The sequence below is a fragment of the Candidatus Electronema sp. JM genome (genome assembly GCF_048287415.1).
In the GTDB taxonomy this organism is placed as follows: Bacteria; Desulfobacterota; Desulfobulbia; order Desulfobulbales; family Desulfobulbaceae; genus Electronema.
Genome location: NZ_JBLWEN010000015.1, coordinates 21832 through 44625, shown reverse-complemented (window position 1 = coordinate 44625; position 22794 = coordinate 21832). Strand labels below are relative to the sequence as shown.

At 53.9% G+C, this 22794-nt stretch carries 20 protein-coding genes and 1 tRNA gene; 10 read left to right on the top strand and 11 right to left on the bottom strand.

Annotation, left to right across the window (positions count from 1 at the left end; translation table 11 throughout):
• The first annotated feature begins 488 nt into the window (after window positions 1-488).
• The 6 genes from ACNKH6_RS03760 to ACNKH6_RS03735 are packed head-to-tail and all read left to right on the top strand — an operon-like array spanning window position 489 to window position 7101.
• Entirely contained in the window at window positions 489-1244 is a 756-nt protein-coding gene (locus ACNKH6_RS03760; protein ID WP_417914210.1) for a hypothetical protein, read from the top strand.
• A 5-nt stretch (window positions 1245-1249) separates the two neighbouring features.
• Window positions 1250-1858, top strand: a complete 609-nt coding sequence (locus tag ACNKH6_RS03755; protein ID WP_417914209.1) for a hypothetical protein — start codon at window positions 1250-1252, stop codon at window positions 1856-1858.
• A 4-nt stretch (window positions 1859-1862) separates the two neighbouring features.
• Complete coding sequence (gene fcl, locus ACNKH6_RS03750) at window positions 1863-2825, top strand: GDP-L-fucose synthase (protein ID WP_417914208.1); 963 nt, start codon at window positions 1863-1865, stop codon at window positions 2823-2825.
• Window positions 2826-2831: 6 nt separating this feature from the next.
• Window positions 2832-3632 carry an ABC transporter permease gene (locus ACNKH6_RS03745; protein ID WP_417914207.1) on the top strand — a complete coding sequence of 267 codons (801 nt, stop codon included), beginning with the start codon at window positions 2832-2834 and terminating at the stop codon, window positions 3630-3632.
• 2 nt (window positions 3633-3634) lie between these two features.
• The gene (locus ACNKH6_RS03740; protein ID WP_417914206.1) at window positions 3635-4948 is read left to right on the top strand and encodes an ABC transporter ATP-binding protein; all 1314 of its coding nucleotides are present in this window, start codon (window positions 3635-3637) and stop codon (window positions 4946-4948) included.
• Window positions 4945-7101 (top strand): glycosyltransferase family 4 protein, encoded by a 2157-nt coding sequence (locus tag ACNKH6_RS03735; RefSeq protein ID WP_417914205.1) that lies wholly within the window; start codon window positions 4945-4947, stop codon window positions 7099-7101. Before ACNKH6_RS03740 ends, ACNKH6_RS03735 begins: the two co-directional genes overlap by 4 nt.
• Before the next feature lie 135 nt (window positions 7102-7236).
• Here the strand turns inward: ACNKH6_RS03735 and recJ are convergent, their stop codons facing one another.
• The 3 genes from recJ to ACNKH6_RS03720 all read right to left on the bottom strand — a co-directional run bounded on the left by recJ (window position 7237) and on the right by ACNKH6_RS03720 (window position 10684).
• A complete protein-coding gene (gene recJ / locus ACNKH6_RS03730; protein WP_417914204.1) occupies window positions 7237-8976 on the bottom strand; it encodes a single-stranded-DNA-specific exonuclease RecJ in 1740 nt (579 codons plus the stop codon).
• Window positions 8977-9052: 76 nt separating this feature from the next.
• Entirely contained in the window at window positions 9053-9430 is a 378-nt protein-coding gene (locus ACNKH6_RS03725) for a hypothetical protein (protein WP_417914203.1), read from the bottom strand.
• A 108-nt stretch (window positions 9431-9538) separates the two neighbouring features.
• Window positions 9539-10684, bottom strand: coding sequence for an SO_0444 family Cu/Zn efflux transporter (locus ACNKH6_RS03720; protein WP_417914202.1), 1146 nt, complete (start codon window positions 10682-10684; stop codon window positions 9539-9541).
• A 194-nt stretch (window positions 10685-10878) separates the two neighbouring features.
• On the opposite strand from ACNKH6_RS03720, the gene tatB reads away from it, so the two are divergent.
• Window positions 10879-11322, top strand: a complete 444-nt coding sequence (gene tatB, locus ACNKH6_RS03715; RefSeq protein ID WP_417914201.1) for a Sec-independent protein translocase protein TatB — start codon at window positions 10879-10881, stop codon at window positions 11320-11322.
• Window positions 11319-12056: a twin-arginine translocase subunit TatC gene (gene tatC, locus ACNKH6_RS03710; protein ID WP_417914200.1), complete on the top strand. Its 738-nt coding sequence runs from the start codon at window positions 11319-11321 to the stop codon at window positions 12054-12056. The genes tatB and tatC overlap by 4 nt, the downstream gene beginning before the upstream one ends.
• A gap of 298 nt (window positions 12057-12354) precedes the next feature.
• Here tatC and ACNKH6_RS03705 read toward each other — a convergent pair whose 3' ends face one another.
• The 8 genes from ACNKH6_RS03705 to ACNKH6_RS03670 form a co-directional block, all read right to left on the bottom strand.
• Window positions 12355-12699, bottom strand: a complete 345-nt coding sequence (locus ACNKH6_RS03705) for a hypothetical protein (RefSeq protein WP_417914199.1) — start codon at window positions 12697-12699, stop codon at window positions 12355-12357.
• A gap of 411 nt (window positions 12700-13110) precedes the next feature.
• Window positions 13111-13485 (bottom strand): hypothetical protein, encoded by a 375-nt coding sequence (locus tag ACNKH6_RS03700; RefSeq protein WP_417914198.1) that lies wholly within the window; start codon window positions 13483-13485, stop codon window positions 13111-13113.
• Window positions 13486-13892: 407 nt separating this feature from the next.
• Window positions 13893-14093, bottom strand: a complete 201-nt coding sequence (locus ACNKH6_RS03695) for a hypothetical protein (protein WP_417914197.1) — start codon at window positions 14091-14093, stop codon at window positions 13893-13895.
• A 519-nt stretch (window positions 14094-14612) separates the two neighbouring features.
• Window positions 14613-15155, bottom strand: a complete 543-nt coding sequence (locus ACNKH6_RS03690; RefSeq protein WP_417914196.1) for an ImmA/IrrE family metallo-endopeptidase — start codon at window positions 15153-15155, stop codon at window positions 14613-14615.
• A gap of 6 nt (window positions 15156-15161) precedes the next feature.
• Window positions 15162-15530: a helix-turn-helix domain-containing protein gene (locus ACNKH6_RS03685; protein ID WP_417914195.1), complete on the bottom strand. Its 369-nt coding sequence runs from the start codon at window positions 15528-15530 to the stop codon at window positions 15162-15164.
• A gap of 180 nt (window positions 15531-15710) precedes the next feature.
• Window positions 15711-15798, bottom strand: a tRNA-Leu gene (locus ACNKH6_RS03680).
• Window positions 15799-15870: 72 nt separating this feature from the next.
• Window positions 15871-18144, bottom strand: coding sequence for an Rne/Rng family ribonuclease (locus ACNKH6_RS03675; RefSeq protein WP_417914194.1), 2274 nt, complete (start codon window positions 18142-18144; stop codon window positions 15871-15873).
• A gap of 47 nt (window positions 18145-18191) precedes the next feature.
• Entirely contained in the window at window positions 18192-19328 is a 1137-nt protein-coding gene (locus ACNKH6_RS03670) for a radical SAM protein (RefSeq protein WP_417914193.1), read from the bottom strand.
• Window positions 19329-19476: 148 nt separating this feature from the next.
• On the opposite strand from ACNKH6_RS03670, the gene ACNKH6_RS03665 reads away from it, so the two are divergent.
• Complete coding sequence (locus ACNKH6_RS03665) at window positions 19477-21798, top strand: LPS-assembly protein LptD (protein WP_417914192.1); 2322 nt, start codon at window positions 19477-19479, stop codon at window positions 21796-21798.
• On the top strand, window positions 21782-22774 hold the full coding sequence (locus tag ACNKH6_RS03660; RefSeq protein WP_417914191.1) for an acetyltransferase: 993 nt from the start codon (window positions 21782-21784) through the stop codon (window positions 22772-22774). The genes ACNKH6_RS03665 and ACNKH6_RS03660 overlap by 17 nt, the downstream gene beginning before the upstream one ends.
• Window positions 22775-22794 lie beyond the last annotated feature (20 nt).

Genomic DNA, 22794 nt, shown 5'->3' with positions numbered 1-22794 from the left:
TGCTGTAATTTCAAGTTCCATGTCTTCCTCTGTGTGCGGTTATATTCGTGCTGGACAGCAGAAATATAACACATGCGGGGAAGCATGGATTTTTCAAGATTTATAGGTCACAACTTGGGTTGTTGATAAGCAAATGATTCACGGCGCAACTTTTGGCGATGAATCAGAGTTGTTTATTATATAAATTATTTGGTTAGAGTTGGAGGCGGCAAGCAAAGCCATAACGAGGTGCAGCTTTTTATGGCGAAGTGTGTTTCTTTTAGATGGTCAATAGCGGAAAAATTGATAGAACAAGAATTGCCTTTCGTCTTATAATGAAATTACATCAGAATACATCAGAAAAATGTCATTAAAATAAACATACATCGCATCGCAATAACGGTGCATTCTGTTTTATTATTGAGATAATCGTTGACGGAATATCTGAAACTGACAGAACGAGATCGGGTTGTATAAGATAACAACCTATCTCTATCTTTGAGTAAGAGATGAAAATTTGGGAGATATTCGCCGGACTTGGGGTTCCTGGTCTTGCTATTGGTACGCTTTATATGCTGTTTCGGCAATTTCATTGGAAATTGCCGACGGTACCCAAAAGTTGGACAGGGCCACTTTTGCTAACTTTTATGCTCATAGTTGGAGGTGTAGTTTTTTATACATTGCATATTTGGGCACCTAACAAGTCTATAGATAATAATACCTACAAAAAAACAAAAAGAGATCTTTGGGTGCGTATTACATCACAAAATGTGATTTATCATACAATTCGTCAAGATTCGTCAGACAAAGATTACCTTGTAGTGTCTGACGGAAAAGTCACTGGCATCGTATCTGATCCAGCGAGCCATGTATATTTATTAATTCGTCGTTTTAACAGACCTCAATTTCTCAAATCATCTGAACAATGGATTCCAGAAAAATATTGGGGTATAAAAGAAGCAGTTGTTAAGGCAGGAGGCGATTGGGAAGGGATAATCTGTGATTACCCAGAGATAGAACATAATACTCCTGATTATGGTTATTGGGAATTAATGGCGATAGCAACATATGATAAAAATAAAATTGATTCTGAGATTGTTTGGCAAACATGCGGCATCAATCATTCAAATATATTGATAATTGGCAATACAGATAATACCTCTTGTTCTGAGACAGTTATTTCTATGCGGCCACCAATAAGTAAAAAAGGATATTATATAGATAAGTCGTTAGCTCCAAAAGAAACAACCTATTGTGTGTATTAATTTTCATGAAAATAAAAATTTTACATCCAGATAAAAATTTTACTTTCAGCGATTTTTTCGAGCTAGCCTACTCAACTGAAGATATTGTCCAAGAGTTTGGCTATAAATTTTCTTTTGAGCTGCTTACGTTGCCGAGAGAACATATCGCTGAAACTGCAGTGAAGGATTTTCAAGGGAGAATGATTAGAAGTTTGCCGAAAATCAGCCTGACTTCCGAAATCGGGAGAAGAGATTTTTTGATCGCTCCCGTATTGCTTAATCTTCTTGAATTTATAGATATAAAAATTTCTGCCGAATATCCTATAGATGTTGAGAAGAATTTGCGCGGGACTTTGGATTATTTAATCCGATCGGAGAAGAAGCTAACAGTAATTGAAGCAAAAAAAGGGGACATTGAGAAAGGCTTCACTCAGTTAGCTGTCGAACTGATCGCTATGGAAAAATACGAAGACGGGCAGCAGGATATTCTTTTCGGTGCTGTCACCACTGGCGATTTGTGGAAATTTGGCAAATTGGAATGTGCGGAAAAGAAACTCACAAAAGATATAAACAGCTATAGAGTTCCTGCTGATTTGCAGGAGCTTTTCAGTATTTTGATAGGAATATTGAAATAAACTTATGCCAACTGCATCTCATCTTTTCTCATCTGCTGCAAAAATTTACATCGCCGGGCATCGCGGTTTAGTTGGCAGCGCGATTTGCCGTGCGCTGGCGCAGGCTGGCTGCGTGAATCTGCTCACCCGCACCCACGCCGAGCTGGATTTGACGGATCAGGCTGCCGTGCGCCGCTTTTTTGCTGAGGAAAAGCCGGAATATGTCTTTCTTGCCGCAGCCAAAGTCGGCGGCATTCATGCCAACAACAGCAGCCCGGCTGATTTCATCCGCGACAACCTGCTGATTCAGACCAACATCATTGACGCGGCATGGCGCAGCGGCGTGAAGAAGCTGCTTTTTCTTGGCTCTTCCTGCATTTATCCCAAATTCGCACCGCAGCCGATGCGGGAAGAGCACCTGCTCACTGGCTCGTTGGAGCCGACCAATGAATGGTATGCCATTGCCAAAATTGCGGGCATTAAAATGTGCCAAGCGTACCGTAAGCAGTACGGTTTTGATGCCATCAGCTTGATGCCGACTAATCTTTATGGGCCGGGCGACAACTTTGATCTGCACAGCTCGCACGTTCTGCCTGCGTTGATCAGGAAATTCCACGAGGCAAAAAACAATAAACTGCCGGAAGTGGAAATTTGGGGCACTGGTGCGCCAAAGCGGGAGTTTCTTCATGTTGACGACCTTGCTGCAGCCTGTCTGTTCTTGATGGAACACTACAGCGATGCGGAAATTGTCAATGTCGGCTCCGGGCAGGAAGTCACCATTGCCGAACTGGCGGCCTTGATCAAAGATGTTGTCGGCTTCACAGGCAGAATTCGCTACAATACTGCCATGCCTGACGGCACACCGCGTAAGCTGCTTGATGTCTCCAAACTCTCTGCGCTTGGCTGGCAGAGCAAAATCTCTCTTGCGGAAGGCGTGGCATCAACCTACGCTTGGTTTCTCCAACATGGGCAAAATTCCCGCCTCTGATTTGCAATGCACAGCCTGCTTGCTTTCCTTCGCCTGCTGTATAACCGCCGCACCTTAATCACTGCGATGGCGGCGCGGGAGCTGCGTGTTCAATATGCAGGATCCTCGCTGGGGTTGCTCTGGACGCTGATTCATCCTGTGGTGATGATCACCGTATTTTGGTTCGTCTTCAGTATTGGATTTAAAGCGAAACCACTTAATGACGTGCCCTTTGTGGTCTGGCTCACGGCTGGTCTTGCTCCATGGTATATTTTTTCTGATATCATCAGCGGTTCGACCGGCATTATCGTCGCGCACGCTCATTTAGTGAAAAAAACGCTCTTTTCCTCCCAACTGCTGCCGCTGGTGAAAATGCTTTCCAGCTTGGCGACGCACGGCATTTTCATGGTGGTGCTCTTAGTGCTGCTGATTTTCCAGCGGATGCCAATTAGCCTGTATTATTTGCAAGCCCTGTATTATCTTTTTTGCCTGCTGACACTCTCGCTCGGCATTGCGTGGGGCTTGGCCGCCCTGAATGTCTTTATCCGCGACGTGGCCCAACTTGTTGCAGTTGCTTTGCAAATAGCTTTCTGGGTTACGCCGATTTTTTGGGATATCAGCATGATGACACCAAAGGTGCAGCGGTTGCTCAAGCTCAATCCGGCCTATTACATCGTACAGGGCTACCGGGAGTCATTCATCACTTTTCAGCCATTCTGGTCGCATCCTTTGCATACGGCCTATTATTGGCTGATTGCCTTGAGCACCTTGGTCGGCGGCGCATACATCTTTCGGAAGCTGAAACCTCAATTTCCTGACGTGCTGTAATCATGCCAGATTCGGTCATCGCGGTCCGCAACGTCAGCAAAGTGTACGCTCTGTACAGCAAGCCAGTGCATCGGTTGCTGGAGGTGTTTCATCCGGCAGGCAAAAAATACCACACGCCATTCCGCGCCTTAGACAGCATCAGCTTTGAGCTGGGCAAAGGCGAAGCTCTTGGCATCATTGGCCGCAACGGCAGCGGCAAATCTTCGCTCCTCCAGCTCATCACCCGCATTCAGCATCCGACCAGCGGCACGGTAGAAGTGCATGGCCGCATCTCTGCCTTGTTGGAGCTGGGCGCAGGTTTCAACCCAGAATTTACAGGCCGGGAGAATGTCTATCTCAATACTGCGATTCAGGGGCTTTCCGAAGAGGATACCGATGCCCGCTTTCAGCGCATCGCCGAGTTCGCTGATATAGGTGAATTCATTGACCGCCCGGTGAAGACCTATTCCAGCGGCATGTATGTCCGCCTCGCTTTTGCCGCTGCGGTCAGCGTGCAGCCGGAAGTGCTGATTGTGGATGAGGCGTTGGCTGTCGGCGATATTTTCTTCCAACAGAAGTGCATGACGCACATGAAGAAAATGATGGCAGGCTGCACTATTGTTCTGGTCAGCCACGACATGCACTCCATCGTCAATCTCTGTAACCGTGTGTTGCTGCTGGAGAACGGCAGAATCACCTTTGATGGCGATCCGGTGCAGGCGGTGAGCCTCTATACTAAAATCCTGCACGATGAGCAATTCAGCAGCGGCAGGAAAAAAAAGATGACAGCTGCAACCGCCGACCCGCCTCCTGCTGTGGAACGCAGTCCAGTTGAGGATATTTCTGAATGGCTTTCCGTGCCGCCAGAAAAACGCTCCGGGGCAGGACAGGCAGTAATTGAACGTCTGAGTGTCACCTGTGAAGGTAAACCGGTCAATTTGGTGCAAAAGGGCGATTTGATCAACATCCGCCTGCTGGTTCATGCGGAAACTGCCCTTGATGACATTATTTTTGGTTATAATATCCGCGACCGGGTTGGCAATGCCGTGTTTGGCGAAAACAGTCTATGTCTGAATGAGCCAGTTTCGCATCTTGCTGCCGGAACGAGTGTGGTTGAATACACATTTTATTGGCCTGAAGTCTATCCTGACACGTACACCATCACGGTCGGCATTGGTCAAGGACTGACTGCCCTTGATCATGTCATTCAATGCTGGGCGCACAATATGGTTTCCATGAATGCTATCGCACCAGGACGAGCTGTGCATGGCATGTTCAACAATAATCTGGTTTCGCTGGCGGTTTCATCATCTGGCAGTGCTGCATCAGCTTTATGAAAATAGGCTTTCTTCTCGGTTCTCCTGCAATCAGCGGAGGCAGCTATGTCATCTATGAACACGCCTCCCGCCTGAAGCGCAAAGGGCATCACGTTTCGATCATCACCCGGCAGAAAGTTCGCCAAGAAGAACACGCGTGGCATAGCTCTGCTGCCGAGCTGAACTGGCTGACCGTCAAACAGGCGCGGAAAGAGCAGTTTGATGTTGTGCTGGCCACTTGGTGGGAGACCTTTTTCTGGCTTCATCAGCTCAAAACTGTGCATTATGCCTATTTTGTTCAATCTATTGAAAGCCGCTTCTTTGATCCGCCCAATCCGCTCAATCCCCGCAACACGGAAAGCCTGATTTGGAAAAAGCTGTGCGAGAAGACCTATGCCTGCGCCATTCCGGTGATCACTGAGGCGGCGTGGATACAGAATTATCTGCATCAGCATCATAATAGCTGGCCGTTTTTGGTGCGCAACGGCATCCGCAAGGATATCTACTCGCCTGAGGGCAAAACGGTGGAACCTCGGCAGCCGGGCCGTTTGCGGGTGCTGGTGGAAGGACCGGTTGAAGTGTCCTTCAAAAATGTGCCGCTCTCACTTCGGCTGGCGCGGCGGGCAGGTGCTGACGAAGTCTGGCTGCTCACTTCATCGGCTCTCCAAGAGCATCCTGATGCGGACCGAGTTTTTTCGCGGGTGCCGATTCATGAAACTCCGGCGATTTACCGCTCGTGCGATGTGGTGCTGAAGCTCAGTTATGTCGAAGGAATGTTCGGGCCGCCGCTGGAGATGTTTCATTGCGGCGGCACTGCGCTGGTCTATGATGTCACTGGTCACGACGAATATATCGTGCATGACCAAAATGCCTATGTCGCAGCGACTGATGCAGAAGAGGACGTAGTGCGCCTGCTCCGGCAGCTCAAAGAAAATCCGGCAGAGCTGGAGCGGCTCAAGCAAGGCGCAGCGGTGACGGCAGCGGCATGGCCGGATTGGGAACTTTGTTCCATCCAGTTTGAGCAGGCTCTGCTGGCCATCGCGGCGAAACAGCCTGCGAGCCGGAAATATCTCAGCAAATACACCAAAGAGCTGTATGACCTGCTGCGTTTTTCTGTCAAAGCGAAAACCTGCAAGGAGTTTGCTCTCCGGGAAAAAGCGGATAGGCAGGGCAGGCCAGACGCTTCCGGCGGACATAATTTTGTCCGCTTTCTTTGGGACGGCAAGGGCAATTTCAACGAAAAAAAAATACAGTTCGAACATTACTGGAGCGGCGATTGGACAACACTGTCTTTCACACTGCACACTGAGGAATGTCCTATTTGGCTCCGGTTTGTTCCTAGTGTCCGCATCGGCATCCTTGAGATTTCCTTCCTTCTTGTGCGGAATATAACTCAAAATAAGGAAATCATCCTGCTGCACTATGAAGAACCAGAGGAATTTAGGGATCTCCTTTTAGAAGGAGATATTGCATGGATCATCCCGGAACAGAAGAATATTCTTCTTTCTTATGGCACGCATCCCTCTTTCATCCTGCCGCAGATTCAGCAGGAGCATTTTTGCCTTGGCGACACACTGGAAGTGTCGTTGAAACTGCGGGAGAGCAGTATTCAGCAATTTTTTGCCGAGCAGCAGCAGAAAAAAAAGCAGGATGAAGACACACAATTCAATACAGCGCGGTTGCACTGGGATGGCGAAGGGCATTTCAAAAGAAAAAAATCGCTGCTACAGTCGTATCGCAGTGGTGAATGGGTTGAAATTTGTTTTGAACTGCCTGTAGCCGAGGTGCCGCTCTGGCTCCGCCTTGACCCCAGCCGCCGCACAGGCATCTTGCAATTTGCTTCGCTGGTCGTGCGGAATGCGACGCAAGATAAAGAAATCCTGCGTGTTGCTGCCCAAGAGGACTTTCGGCGGCTCTTTCTGAGCGGCGATTTAAAATGGATTTTTCCTGACCGGCCAGACATCGCTCTTGCCAGCGGAGCAGAACCGATGTTGATTTTGCCACGCGTGGAGGCGGAGCAAGCTCGTCCCGGCGATCAGCTTCAACTTGTTGTCCGGCTGAAGGAATATGGGGTGCAGGAATTTTTTGACAGCCACCCGCTTCATTTCGCTCAAGGAAGCCGCCCCGTTGCCGTTTCGTGGCGGGAACGGCTTCTGCGGCTGATTAGGTGTTGAATTATTTGATGATGAAATTCGACCGGCTGCAAGTCGGCAGCTTCGTTGTGCAGCTAAAGCTGACGAGGCCGACTTCTCGCGGACCTCGCAGTCAACTTTGAAATCGGCATAGCCTTTTAGGCAAAAAAACTTGGGTTACGCCAAATTTTTGCAACTGAAAATGGCCGCCGCATGGACTTCCGTCCGGCTCACGCCCCGGTAGCTGCTCTCCTTCAGCCTGAAAGCCAAATCCACCGCCCCTTCTGCCGCCGCCTCAAACTGCGCGGCCATGAAAAAACCGATGCCCTTGACCAAGCCGCCGTTGAACGGCACGGCAAAGCGCAGATGCTCGCGCAGCGTGTTGACCTCGCGCAGCCGGATGTTGCGCAGCAGAAAGACCGGCTCCGGGTTGCCTTGGCCGAACGGCTCCAGCAGCCGCAGACTGTGCGCCAGCGCACGGAAATCTGTGCGCTCATCCAGCACTGCGTCAATGACGAGACCGGCTGGCGGCAGGCCGCTGTCCAGAACGCGGACAGCCTCGGCAAAGGCGGCGCGGAATTGGGCAAAATCATCGTCCCGCACGGTCAGGCCAGCCGCCATCGCGTGGCCGCCGAAATGTACGATCCACGCCCGGCACTGCTCCAGTGCCTGATGCAGATTCAGGCCCGGCACCGATCTGCCTGAGCCTTTGAGCATTTTTTCTTGGCCGCTGTCGCCGGTGAAGACCAGCGCAGGCAAATGAAAGCGGTCAACCACGCGGGAGGCGATGATGCCGATCACGCCGGGATGCCAGTCCGGGCCATTCAGGACAAGACTCCTCTGCCCTGCCGCAACTTGCTGTTCCGCCTGCTGAATTGCCGCTTCCAGCACCTCGGCTTCCAGCTCACGGCGGAGAATGTTGGCCGCCTCCAGCTCCTCAGCCAGCACCGCCGCCGCGCCTGCGTCCTGCGTCAGCAGCAGCTCGGCGGCCAATTGCGGATTGCCCAAACGTCCGGCGGCGTTGATGCGCGGCCCAAGCTGGTAGGCGACATGTTCCGCAGAAACAAGCTCTTCCCGCAGACCGGCCCGCTCGCACAGCGCGGCGATGCCCGGCCTGCCGCGTCCGCCGATGACCTCCAGTCCGGCGCGGACCAAGATTCGATTCACCCCGGTCAGCGGCATCACATCAGCGATGGTGCCCAAGGCGGCAAGGTCGAGAGAATCACGCAGATTCGGCATCTTGTCCTGCGTCCACCAGCCCTTTTCCACCAATTTTCTGCGCAGGGCCACAAGCAGGAAGAAGGCCACGCCCACGCCGGCCAGCTCGCCGTCGGCAAAGGCGCAGTCCGCCTGCCTCGGATTCACCACTGCGTCGGCCAAGGGAAAATCTGCCGCATCTGCGGGCGGCTCATGGTGGTCGGTGATGATGACGGTGAAGCCTAAGTCCTTGGCGCGTCGGACTTCCTCCGGCGTGGAGATGCCGCAGTCCACCGTGATCAGCAGCGCGGGCATGAGCACCTGCTCCGCCAGCTCGGCCACAGATTTCATGGTCAGGCCGTACTCGTCGGTCAGGCGGTTGGGAAGATGCCGGATCGGCTCAAGGCCGGTTTTACGCAGGAAATCAGCGAGCAGCGCAGTGGCGGTGATGCCGTCCACATCGTAATCGCCGTGAATGACGATCTGCCGCCGCTGGACAACGGCCTCGGCGAGCAAATCCGCCGCCTTGTCCAGCCCTTTCATCGCGCTGGGCGCAGGCAGATCAGCGAGCTGCGGCTGAAGGAAGCAGCGGGCGGCCTCGGCGGTGGTGAAGCCGCGCCGGAAGAGGATTTCGGCAATGACTGACGGCAGTTGCAGATCGTCAGCCAGCCGCTGGCAGCAGGCGGCATCAGCTTGGGAAAGCGGCGGCGGAAGGGACAAATTCCCTGTCCTGTTGTTTTGATGGCACATAGCTTTACTGCTTACAATCCGCCTTATCTAACTATGCTGGCAATTCTCACTTAATCGGATCCCATTTCGCGTCCTTCCGCCACTCCGCATCGTCCTTCTGCGCCAGCCGGAACTCGCAGTTGGTGACTTGCTCGCCGTTCAGGGTGACGACCACCATCTCCTGCCGGGCCGGATCAGCCCAGCGCCGGACCAGCGGCAGGCTGCCCAGCGTGCTCTGCTGATTCTCAGAGTAAATAAACTCCTCCACACCCGGACTGACTGTGCGGCGGCCATCCGGCTCGCCCAGATAACGCAGCACATCCTTGCGGGTTGATTCGCCCGCCTTGATCAAGGCCGCATCCGAAGCCAAGTGCCGCACCGGCTTGTAGGAGCAGCCGACAGACAGGACAAGGCAGGCCAGCATCACAATGATCATCCGCCACATGACAAGAACCTCCGCTCAGGTTTGCAGTTACAAGGAAAGGCGGCCCGCGCCGCTGCGTCCGCCGCTCTGTATCTTACACGCTTCTTCGCTGCCATGCCAGCCCGGAGCTTATGGTTTGCCCTGCGGGGCTGAGGAGCAGCGGCAGCCTGCGTCTTTTTCCTGTGTCCCGCAGCAGGACGAGGACGGCGTTGCCGCAGTCTTGCCGAAGCGGCGTTGCAGGCCGTGCAGCAGCGGGCGCACGGACAGGGCGAAGAGGACAACGACCGCCCCCAGCATAACCCAGTGCGGCAGCATCGCGCCGTGCTTGCCGACTGTCGCTGCCGCTTTGATGCCGAGCGAAAGATAGATTGCGTCCACAGTCAGGCCGCAGAGCAGGCTGACCACAGCGATGGAGAGCAGATACAGAGCTGTCGCCCGCTTGCCGAGGATGCCGATGAGCACGGTGATGGAGGTGGCGTTGGTGGCTGGCCCGGCGAGCAGAAAAACCAGCGCAGTGCCCGGGCTGGCTCCTTTGAGAATGAAGGCGGCAGCAATTGGCGTGGAGGCCGAGGCGCAGATGTAGAGCGGAATGCCGACCGCCAGCATCAGCAGCATGGAGGAAAAACCTCCGCCCAGCCAGGTGGAAAATATCTCGTCCGGCACCAAAGCAGTGATAATGCCGCCCGCGATGATGCCGATGAAGAACCAGCCCGCGATGTCCGGCCAAAGATCGTTGACCATGTATTGCACACCGGCTTTCAGCTTGGCGGCAATGCCCTGCGGCGGCGCAGGACTTGCAGGCGCGGCAGTCCCGGCCATGCGGAAGGGCGATGGCGCAGACTGCGGCTCCGCTGGCGGCGTGAAGGAGATGAAATTCTCCAGCAGACCGGCCACGGCGGCGGAGATGAAGGCTGAGACTGGACGGGCCACGGTCATGATCGGATCGAGCAAGGCCCAGCTCATGGCGATGGAGTCCACCCCAGATTCCGGCGTGGAAATAAGGAAGGCCGCCACCGCGCCGTTGTTCGCGCCCTGCTTTTTCAGCGTGGCAGCGGCGGGCAGCACCCCGCAGGAACAGAGCGGAATCGGAATGCCGAGCAGGGCTGCCTTGAACACCGAGCTGAAGCGGCCTTTACCCAGATGCTTGGCCACGTAGGCGGGCGAGAGAAAGGTTTTCAGCAGACCGCCGACGAGCAGACCGAAGAGGATGTAGAAGGCCGCCTGGTTGAGCAGCTGCCACGAGGCTTGGACAACCTCGGCGAGGAACGAGAACATGATGGCACCTTATGGAAGGAAAGGACTGTGTCTGCGCATCTAAGCGCACTCTGCGCCTGCCGTCAACTGGAAACAGCCAATGCGGCGCGGCGCAAATTTCGCCCTGCTTGACAGGCGGCAGCAAATCACGTACATTGTGGCTGTCATTCCTTTTCTTTCTTCTTTCCACCGCACCTTCACCAGGAGGAAACGCTATGTTCGGCATAGGTTTTCCTGAAATGCTCGTCATTTTGGTCGTGGCCTTGCTTGTGGTCGGGCCAGACAAACTGCCCGACTTGGCCCGCTCGCTGGCCAAAGGCGTGAACGAGCTGCGCGGGGCGATGAATCAGATCAAGGAGAGCCTGAACGAGGAAACGAAGGCGATCACTTCGGTGAAAGACGATCTGCGCCAAACCGCTGTGCAGATGAAGGACAGGCTGCTGGCGGATGACGAGCTTGGCGGCACGCCGCGCCGTCCGCCGGTTGTGCAGAATGCCGACAACATTGAGCTGGACGCTGACATGCAGGAAATGGCGGAACGCTTGGAAGAGCGGGAAGCAGGCGATGCGGCGGCAGTCCACGAGGAGGCTGGTGAAGAGCGGGTGGTCGGCAAAAATCCGCCGCCGCCAGAACCGGCTCCGCCTTCCGCCACAGCATGATTCTTCCCCTGCTCGAACAGCTCCGACCGCATTATGAGGAGCTGCGGAGGCGATTGCTGTATTCGCTGGCGGCGGTGGCGGGCTGCTCCGCGCTGGCGTGGCTGTGCATTGATCAGCTTGCGGCCTTTGCCCTCAGCCCGCTGCTGGCGCACACGCATCCGGGCAAATTAGTTTACACCCATCTGACCGACGCGCTTCTTTCGTATCTCAAGCTGGCTCTGCTCTGCGGCGCAGCGGCCAGCTTCCCTTTTCTGCTTTATCAGGTCTGGCTCTTCGCCGCACCGGCCTTGCTGGCCCATGAAAAACGGCTGGCGCGGCGGATTGTCCTTTGGTCCAGCGGCCTGTTTCTGGCAGGCGGCCTGTTCGCCTTTTTCATCGTCCTGCCGAACACGCTGGCCTTTTTCATGAGCTATGCAGGCGGGCATCTTCAGCCCATGCTCAAGCTTGATCTGTACTTGGCCTTTGCCGCCCGGCTGGTGTTTGCCTTTGCCATTGCTTTTGAAATTCCCTTTCTGATGGTCATGGCCGCAGCCGCCGGGCTGGTGCGCCGCGAGTATTTCCGCAGCAACCGTAAAGCCTTCTACCTTGCCATCGCTGGCCTGGCCTTTCTGCTGGCAGCAAGCGATCCCACTGCCACAGCCCTGCTCGCCCTGCCGCTTTTCGGGCTGTATGAGGCAGGTATTATAGCTATGCGGGTTTTTGTTCGGGAGGAACAAGCTGCAGCGGGACCTTAGGCGCCTGTTAACACTGTTGCAGAAGTTAATAACTTCCTGTTATTGTTACCAGATGAAAACAACCCAGCAGCACTGCGAAAAAACAGCCGACACATTTCCGCGTCAGAGAGGAAATGTCACATTTGACAACCTCACGATGTTGAACACAATACTTCATATTCTTGAATATGGGTGCAAATAGAGAGGGATTCCAGATTGCAGAAAAAGTGGATGATCCTGTCAATGCGGATACCTTTTCTCGCGGTAGTGCAGAAAACTGCATCTGCTTGCCGCTGCCCCTGCAATGTGCCGTGATTTTTCACTTTCTCCAAGCCAAGCCGGAGACGCGCCGGAAGGCCGCAGACTGACGATTATTGATAACATCTTTAAATCCAACAAATATCGATACGATTACCACAAGAGGAATAAAAAGATGTCGAAATATATGCCAAATAGCTGGTGTAAATTTTATAAGACCTGAATCTATATGTGCTAAATTGTGCGTTCTAAACTTTGGCCCATTTTTTCTCGATGGAATCCACTCTGTTTTTAAAGCAACTGGATCGTTAAAACATGATGGATCGATCTGATTTAGATTGGGAATCGTTTCTATATCACTTCTCAGCAGATTTTTAGTTATCGTTTGTTTCATTTTGTCAGACATGATTATCTCTGCTTTGCAATTATAAAAATATGTGAATATTTCACATTAATAATGTATGTATAAGTACTCAATTCAATTCTTTATAAATCCCGACATTCTCTTCACGGCAGCCTCCTTTCTTTCATCTTGAATCGCACTGTTTAATGCGAATTAGGATTTGAAAATAGGGGTCAGCAGCAACAGAGCGGCAGATAATTTTCCATAGACATGAACAAGCAGCCCTTGTGTTAAGCGAACTTTTGAAGCTGTCTGGATGCCGGTTTTCTTGTCAATCAAGTTGAACAGGGACTCAATTGGCTGCCTGATGCGGCTGACATTTGTTGAAAGGATTATTTCATCCGTCATGTTGAGCTGCTGTCCTTTTTTTCACCGGCGTGTTCAGAACGGTGTTCTGTTCTTCAAGAAACTGCTTCAACGCCTTGCTGACATATGCTTTATCCGCAAAGACAGAAGTGTCATGCAGATCGTCGGCACTTTATTTGGATCAGTTGCCTTTCGATACTCGCCAGCATTGCTCAGGATTCCGTCAAAGAGCTGTTTATGGAGTTCCTCCGGGATTGCCTGAAAGAATGACTCAACAACTTTCGGCGGCAATTTCTTCAGTGCTTCGGCGAAATCTTCCGCAGGCAATTGGCTGTTGCAGAAGTCTTTGATCCGTTCTATTGCCGCATCAAGAGAAATAGGATGGGTGACAGGAAAATTCTGCATAAGTTCTGCAAGGTATTTCCTGTCGTGTGAATCAAAAGAGTGGCGCAAAGCAATCATAAAAATTTTTGCAGGAAGCATCTTGCGTTTTCATCCGCTTTTTTGCGACGCTCCAGATAATCAGCATAAGAAGGATATGACGCATAGTTTTCCGCCTCTGCTTCGGTCATGTCCATTGTGAATGAATACCAAGAATTGGTTTTCAGAACGAAATATTCCCCTTCATTCCATTTCTTGCCTTGGAAGTTTTTTGCAAAGTTGCAAAGGAAAGTTTAGAATAGTAATCATAGATAACCTGATCATGAATGACCTGATCGGGCGGCGTATCTGTCCACGGTGTTTCTTTATGCGTCATTGCGCTCAAAGCAACAGCGGACTGATATTCACATAAGGATCGAGGATGAATTTCAGCATATCCGCATCTTCACCTTGTATCTGCTGCTCTGATGGAGTTGCAGGCGCAAGGAATAGACTGCTTGCTGAAATCCCTATAGGCAAGATAAATAGACCTGTTCACCGGGGCCGTATTCCCACCGTTCAAATGCAGCATCAATGCACGGCCTGCCCGCAACAAGTGCCCATGCCTTTGCGTAATAGGCAAGTTTCTGCAATTTCATCGGCGTGATGTTCTTGTCAGGATAAGAAATCAGGATGAATTCGGCAAGTGCGGCGGCGTTGATTTGGCACATGGCAGACTGTATCGAGCAAGGGTTTGAAAGGGAAATGCACAGCCCGACAGGCTCTGAAAAAACAGGAATGCAACATCAGTGTATCATCTCCTGATGTTGATAATTTTTCAATTATACTATTTTTTTGTAAAAATAGTTTTTGGGCAGCATGAGCTGCCCAAAAACTCATAATGCGTTATCTATAAAAGACAAACGCTTTTTTGCCATAATCCGAAGCCTTGATCACCTTACCGCTGCGCCAGTGGCGAAATTCGGTAACAAATACAGGGGTTCCTTTTCTTCGCTTCTTCTTTGCTTGTTTCAAAGTCAAGTCACATCACACCTCCTCCGCAATATTTCCTTGACTTTGAAGGCCGACAGAGATAAAAGATAGGTGCGAGCTACTTTTTTTCCGGGCCTTACAAGGTCAAAGGGCTGCCTGTCTGCGATAGATTTGGCAGCCTTTATTTTTGTAGTTTTTTCAATCTATTAATTCTGTTTTGCACGAACGCAGGGTTCACGTTAAATACTTCTGCGATTTCATTGATATTTCTTCCTTTTCTGGTCAATTCTTCTATATATGGCTTCGGCCATTAGCAATGCACCTGCTTGCTCCCATGCTTGCCATTCAGGATCCATATAAGGAGGAATATCACTCCGCCTTCTCATAAGTGTATTTCCAACGCCTACTAACGAACAAATAGATTTAAATGTTTTTAAATAAGAGTAATGGCAAATACAATGAGATACTTCATGTGCTACTGTTGCACGGAATCTTCTCGCTTCTGGGGAACAAGGATATTGCAAAGCAGCATCATAAAGTTTATTGTGGACATATGATATTTTTCTTGCTGCATCAGTAAAACCCATAACGCCAGTTCCAAAACTGCTCAGATCGAAATATCCTGTTTTAATATCAGGTTGTATTTGCGGAACAATCAATTCAAAAATGTATTCTATATCTATAGACTGATCACTCCTTAACGGCTCTGGATGATGTTTCTGAAGAAATAGAAGAGAATCATTCTCGATTTTTTCTCTGCTTAACGGCTGAACCATTGGAACTTTTTGACTATAACTCATAGCTATCTACCTATTGTTCTCCTTTATCTTATTTAACATCTCTTTGAGATGTTCTCTTAGTTGATCTTCATTGTTTTCAGCCTCACGACATAAGCTCCAAGCAAGATCGTCATCTTGGCCGAATAATTTAGAAAGAATATTGGACATGCTTCCTGTTGCACGTTGTATCTGCGCAATTTTAAGTAATTCTACAAAATCACACTCTAAAGCAGATGCTAATTTCTTTAGCTTGCTTTCGTCTGTTGGAGGTTGTTTTACTCCATTTTCAATCTCAGACAAATAGCTTGCAGAAATATCAGTCAATTCTCCCAATCTTCTCAAAGTTAACTTTCTACTTTTCCTCCTTTCGCACAGAAATTCTTTAAAAGTTTTCATGGCTCCTGTCTCCTTATGTGTGTTCACTGAATTTGCGAACATTATAACCCTGCGTTGAAATAGAGTCAAGCGAAAAATCGCCAAACTTGCGAACAAAACACGCGGCCCAAATAACTAGGCGGCTGCCTGCCATAAAAGAAAAAGGGCTGCCACCTTTCAGCCGCAACCCTTGAATTGACGTGGTGCCCGGAACGAGAATCGAACTCGTACAGCTCTAAGAACCGAGGGATTTTAAGTCCCTTGCGTCTACCTGTTCCGCCATCCGGGCGATGAGGAATGATGCGCAGAGAATACCGCCTGTCCGCCCTTTTGTCAAGAGAGCGGACAGGCCTGCCGCGCGTCAGGAGAGAAAATCAATCTTGTGGTCGTTGGGCCGCATGTCCGGGCAGAGGCGGATTTCAATCGCCGCCTGATGCTTGGCCTCCAGATCGGCGATGTCGTTGCGCTTCTTGTTGAGCAGATAGAGGCCGACCTCCAGCGGCAGGCTGGCCTCCACCCGCCTGACTTTCTTGCGGCTGATGCCGGTCTGAATCCGGCGCAGATAGTGCAGCGCCTGCGTTTCCACCGAGCGGAGCACACCGCGTCCGGCGCAGTATTCGCAGACATGATAGCTGCCCTTCTCAATCGGCGCGCCCATCTTCTGGCGGGAAATCTGCATCAGGCCGAAGCGCGAGATGCGGCTGATGTCCACCTTGGCCTTGTCGCGCCGCATGGCGTTCTTGACCTGCCGCTCCACCTCCCTGATGTGCGAGCTGCTGCGCATGTCGATGAAATCCACGACAATCAGGCCGCCGAGGTCGCGCAGGCGGAGCTGCCGGGCCAGTTCTTCCGCCGCCTCCATGTTGGCGAGGAAAATAGACTGCTCGAAATCGCCCCGCTGCGAGGTGCGGCCTGAGTTGACATCAATGGCCACCAGCGCCTCGGTGGGATTGATGACGATGGAGCCGCCGGACGGCAGCTGCACCTGCGGCTGGTAGATGGACTCAATCTGCTCCTCAATGCTGTGCTGATTGAAGATCGGCTTCACGCCCCGGTGCAGCCTGACCTGAACTCTGCGCTGCGTCTCCGGCAGACTGGCGACAAAGCGGGCGGCCTGCTCGCAGGCATCCTGGGTGTCAGCGATGATCTCCTGAATATCCGGGGTGAAATGATCGCGGAGGAAACGGACGATGGTGTCCTGATCCTCATAGACCATGGAAGGCGAAGGCATGGTCTGGCCGCGCCGCCGGATATCCTCCCAAAGTTTGAGAAGCTGGCTGAGGTCTTCTTCCAGTGCCGCCGGGGTGATTTCCGCGCTGGCGGTGCGGATGATGTAGCCGATGCCTTCGGGCAGGCTGAGATTGGCCATCATCTGCCGCAGCTCGCTACGTCGCTCGTCACCGGAGATTTTGCGCGAGATGCCGGAGCTGTCGCTGCCCGGCATGAGGACTAAGCAGCGGCCTGGCAGCGACAAATACGTGGTGATGTTCGCCCCTTTGTTGCCGGTGATCTCCTTGACCACCTGCACCAGCACTTCCTGTCCCTTGCTGATCACGTCCTCGATCTTCAGCTTGCGCCACTGCTGCTGGCGGATGAGGGCGCGGGTCTGCTCGCTGATGTCTTCCTTGTAGTATTCCGGGTGGATGTCAATGAAGGGCAGAAAGCCGTTGCGCCCGGTGCCGATTTCGACGAACGCGGCCTGCAAGTTCGGCTCGATGGAGACAATCCGGCCTTTGTAGATGTTGTTCTTGGTGCGCTCGCTGACCGTGGTCGAGACATGGAAGGTCTCCAGCCGCCCGTCCTCGACAATGGCGATGCGGCATTCCTCCGGCTCCTCGGCGTTGATCAGCAGCTTGGCGCAGACTTTCTTGCGGCTGCGCTCCGGCGGCTCATCGTCGCTGATCACATCATCGTCTTCATCCTCATCGCGGCTGCGCGGAGGAGGCTGCGGCTTCTTTTTCTGCCGACCCTTCTCTTTATCCTCAGCAGCGGGCGGCTCCGGCACTGCGGCTTCCTCAGCTTGTCCCGAAGAAGACTCGGCCTCAGTCCGGTTTTTCTTGCCCCGGCGACGGGAACGCTTCTTCTTCGCAGGCGGCGGAGCATCCGCAGCACCGGCTGCTGGAACAGGCTGTGCAGAAGATTCTTCCGCCGCTTCCGCAGAAAGTGTCTCCGCAGCAGCAGACTCTTCTTCCCGCACCGTCTCTGTCACCGGCGGCGCAGCTTCCGCCGGAATTGCTTCTGTCGCCTCCTCGCTCTTTTTCTTACGAGGGGCACGTTTTTTCGGCACCTTTCTTTCCGGCGCGGCTTCTGACGAGACAGCCGCTTCCGCCGGAATTTCAGGCGGAATCACCTCCGCCACTGGTTCAGCCGCAGCCTCCTCGCTCTTCTTCTTGCGAGGAGCACGCTTCTTCGGCACCTTCTTTTCTTCCGGCGCAGCTTCCGCTGCAACCGGAGCTTCCGCCCCGACTTCAGGCGGAACAGTCTCAGCCGCCGGTTCAGCCGCAGCCTCCTCGCTTTTCTTCTTGCGTGGAGCGCGTTTCTTCGGCGCTTTCTTTTCCGGCGCGGCTTCCGCAGCGCCCTCTTTCAGTGGATTTTTTTCCTGCTCTTCAGCGGGCTTCTCCGCTTCATCGGTCATAATTCAGCATCCTGAATGAAAAAAGTAAACAATCTAAGCAGCCGCGCTCATTCCGAATGCGCCTCATCCGGGCCTGTCTGATAATAGAGCCTGCCGTTGTGTGTCCGCTTGTGCAGCAGAGCGTCCCGGACCAGCGCGTCAAGCAGCTGCTCAACCCTGTCCGCGCCCCCCGCAGGGAAAACGCGGTTGATGTCGGCAGCCGTGCAAGGCCGCCGTTTCAGCATTTCCACAATCTCGTCCTGCAAGGCCAGCCGGTCGGCGGCCCTGCTGAGATCAAACTGCTTCCGTCCGGCTGGCCCGTTCTCCTCCTGGGCTGCGCCGCCGGAAAGCATGTCCACAGGCCGGGACGGATCGCGCCGGAGAAACTCCGCCGCGACCGCCTCCATCCGCGCCTGCGGCAAAGGCCGGGCGAACGGCTCCAGCGGAGGCCGGATCACCGTGTTGAGCTGGATGCGGTCGAGCCGCATCCGCGCCGCCGCCGCGCAGAGAGCCGCCACTTCCTCATCCGTGTCGTTGATGCCTTGGGCGAGCAGAATTTCCAGCCATATCTGGCCGTGAAACTCGTGCGAAAAGACCGTCAGCCCTTCGATGATTTCAGCCAGATCAAGGCATTTCGCCGGGCGGTCAATCCGCCGGAATCCCGCAGGCAGGGCGGAATCCAAAGAAGGAATGACCACATCCGCTGCGGCCAGCTCGCGCCGCACCTGCGCGTCCCAGAGCAACGTGCCGTTGGTCAGCACCGCGACCGGCTGCGCTGTCCGCTGTTTCAGATGCGCCAGAATCTCGCCCAAGCCGGAATGCAGGGTCGGCTCGCCGCTGGCCGTAACCGTGACGAAATCCACTGCCGCCGCCCGCTCCTGATCAGCGAAAAAGGCATCAATTTCCGCCATGACCGCCGCTGTTGGAGCGTATTCCGCCCGCTCGCAGGTCAGCAGCGTGGTCGCTCCCACCTCACAATAAATGCAGTTGAGGGAGCAGATTTTTTCCCGAAAAAGGTCTATGCCCAGCGAGCGTCCGAGCCGCCGCGAGTTGACCGGGCCGAAGATGTAGTTCATATGGAACGTTGCGGAGATGCGGAGGCCGCTGCCGCCGGAGGAATCCACCTTGGCAAGGATGAGGTTGAAGGGCTGAAAACTTGACTGCGCAATACCTTGCTGTATAAAAGAAAATTCAGCTTTGCGCAAGGGCAAACTGCGCCGCTGCGTGCGCCTTTTCCCTTGACACAGGCTGGGCGGAAGCGTAAGTTTGAGGCAGAATCAGCCAAACTGCAAGCTCTTCCTTTCTTTTACCATCTCACAGGAGCGCGTCAAGGTGCATTCCCTCAGACCTTTTTTGCCTGCCGCAATTTTTTTCTGCTGCTTGGCCCCTGCGCTGGACGCGGCGGCTGAGTCCGTCAAAGCACTGCAATGGGAAATCAACGCCGACAAGCTGACCCGGCTGGAGAATCCGGCCCGGATCACAGCGGAGGGACATGTTGAGCTGACCAAAATCGAGAAAACGACAGGGGCGAAACCGGCTGAGGCGGCCACAGAACGCGGCTGGAACGAGCTGCTGGGCGATGCCGCTGGCGCGGACGCGGCTGGCAACACTGCGGAACACGCGGCTTCGAGCGGAGATGCTGTGGCCCATTCCAAAGCGATGCCGGTGATCAGCGGTAACGCCGCCGCCGCGCCGGAAACAGCCACGATGTCCAAAGTGATGGGCACCATCAAAGCCGACCGGATGACCTACGACCTCAATTCCGGCACGGTGCAGGTGAACGGCAAGGTCTTGATTGAAATCGGCACAGATCAGCTTGCTGCGGACAGCGGCTTGGTCAACCTGAAGCAGGAGACCGGCCAGTTTGAAAATGCGGTCATCATCCGCCAAGAAAAAGACCTGCATTTTGAAGGCAAGAAAATCGAAAAAACCGGCGAGCTGACCTATCGCATCGAAGACGGCTGGATCATCACCTGTAAACTGAAGGACGGCGAAGTGCCGCCGTGGAGCTTCAAGGCAGCGGAAACGGAGATCACCGACAACGGCTACGCCTATCTCAAACACGCCACCTTCCGCATCAAGGATGTGCCGGTGCTGTACACGCCGATCATGATTCTGCCCGCCAAACGCAATCGGCAGACCGGTCTGCTTTTCCCGCTCGCCTCCATTTCCGACCGCAACGGCTTTGGCATGGAGCTGCCGTTCTTTATGGATATTTCGCCGAGCGCGGACATCACCCTGTATCCGCACTATCTCGCCAAGCGTGGCCTGATGGCCGGAGCCGAAGGCCGCTACGCGCTGGATCAGGGCGACAAGGGCACTGTCATGGCCAGCTTCCTCGCCGATGATCTGGAGGCGGAAGGCCGCTACACCTACACGGATCAGAACCGCTACTGGCTGCGGGCCAAAGCCGATCAGCAGATCGGCGAGTGGGTCACCCGTCTGGATATTGACCTGCTCTCCGACCACGACTATCTGAGCGAGTTTGATTTTGGCCGCACCGGCCTGAGCACGAGCGACCGTTATTATCTGGAGCAGTTTGGCCGGGGCTTGCAGGACAAGACCGTGGAGCAGCGCACCAATGCCCTGCGCACCCTGCGCACTTGGGGCAACGGCATGTCGCTGCAAGCCAATGTGGACGGCATAGACGATGTCAGAGACGAGAAAACAAAAAACAGCACGCAGTCCCCGCTCTGGAAGCTGCCGGAGATCAAGCACAATGGCCGCTTCGCGCTGTATGACGAAGTCAACACCGATCTGTCGTGGAACACCGATTACGTGCATTACTGGCGCGACAAGGGAGTAGGTGCACAGCGGATTGACCTCTATCCCAAAGTGACCACGGCGATGCCGCTCTGGGCGCAGCGGCTGAACGCCTCAGTCAGCGTCGGCGCACGCGACACGATGTACTCTGTCACCAGCAACGGCGACAAGACGTGGGATGACAGCAGCTCAGAAAACCGCCTGTTTGGCTCGGTCGAATCTGAAGTGTCCACTTTGCTGCGCAAGGATTTCGCCTCAGATGGCGAAAGCTGGAGCCATGCGCTCCGCCCTTTCCTCAAGCACACCTATGTCACGGACGACGACAAGCTGGTGCCCCAGTTTGACGAAGTGGACAGTTTCGGCAATCAGAACAGCCTCACTTACGGCCTCAACAACTTTTTCACCACCGGCGAGGAGCAGGCTGAACGGGATTATGCGTATGTCAAGATTCAGCAAAGCTACGATCTCCGCAGCGAGGCTGGCGACAATCCGTTCCTGCCAGTCGAGCTGCGCACCGCGTGGTATCCGACCCAGCATCTGACCTTCAAATACGAAACCGACCTGAATGTTTATGATGACGGTTTTGTCCGGCATTACGCGGAAGGCGATTACATGAGCGGGCGGGGCGATCTGTTCTCTCTTGATTATCTGTTCAACAAAAATATAGGAGCGGATGACACCAATTCCGTCCGGCTCTCCACGCTGATCAATCTGATGTACGATTTTTCGGCAGGCTACTCGCTGGAGAAATCCTTGGAAAATTCCGTCACCGTCGCGGAAAAATTCCGCCTGATCTATCATGCCCCCTGCTGGTCGGTGGAGCTGACCGCAGAAACCACTCCAGAAAACGAGCAATTTATGGTGATGTTCCAGTTAGCTAATATTGGCGCACCCTTTGGCGTGGATTTTTAGGGCTGTGAGCCGGATTGATGTCTTCAACGGCGACGCGGACGGCATCTGCGCCCTGCACCAGCTCCGCTTGGCGCGACCGCAGCCTGAGGCCCGTCTGCTCACCGGGGTGAAGCGGGACATCGCCCTGCTGCGGCAGCTTGAGGAAGAGCGGGACAGTCACGTCACCGTGCTGGACATTTCCTTGGAGACGAACCGGGCCAGCCTGCTCAAGCTGCTCGCCAATGGCTGCACGGTGTTCTATGTTGATCACCATTACGCGGGCGAGGTGCCGGTTTCCGAACGGCTGACCGCGCACATCGACCCGGAGCCGCTGCTCTGCACCTCGCTGCTCGTCAACTGGCTGCTGGAGGACAAACACGCGCTCTGGGCGGTGGCCGGGGCCTTCGGCGACAATCTGGACGAAGCCGCGTTTCAGCTTGCCCGGCGGCTTGGTCTCAGTCAGGATGAAACAGAGCGGCTGCGCGAGATCGGCATCCTGCTCAACTACAACGGCTACGGCGCGGCCTTGGACGATCTCTATTTTCATCCAGCCGAGCTGTGCCGCCTTGTCCGGCCTTACGAAAATCCGCTGGCCTTTCATGCCGAATCCCCGGCCCTGCGCACTCTGCGCGAGGGCTATCAGAACGACATGGACAGAGCCTTGTCCTTCGCGCCGCTGCATGAGGACAAGGCAGGGCGGGTCTTCCGCCTGCCTGCCGAAGCATGGGCGCGGCGGGTTTCCGGGGTCTGCGCCAACGCCTTCGCCCAGCAGCGGCCCGCGCTGGCCCATGCCCTGCTGACTGACAACAGCGACGGCTCGCTCTTGGTCAGCGTCCGTGCGCCTTTGCAGAACCGAAACGGCGCGGACCTGCTCTGCCGCCAGTTTCCGACCGGCGGCGGGCGGGCGGCGGCGGCGGGCATCAATGCCCTGCCCGCTGACCAGCTTGACGATTTCATCAAGGCCTTCAGCTGCCAGTTCGGGCGGCAGGCTGTTTGATCACTTTGAACTTCCGCTTT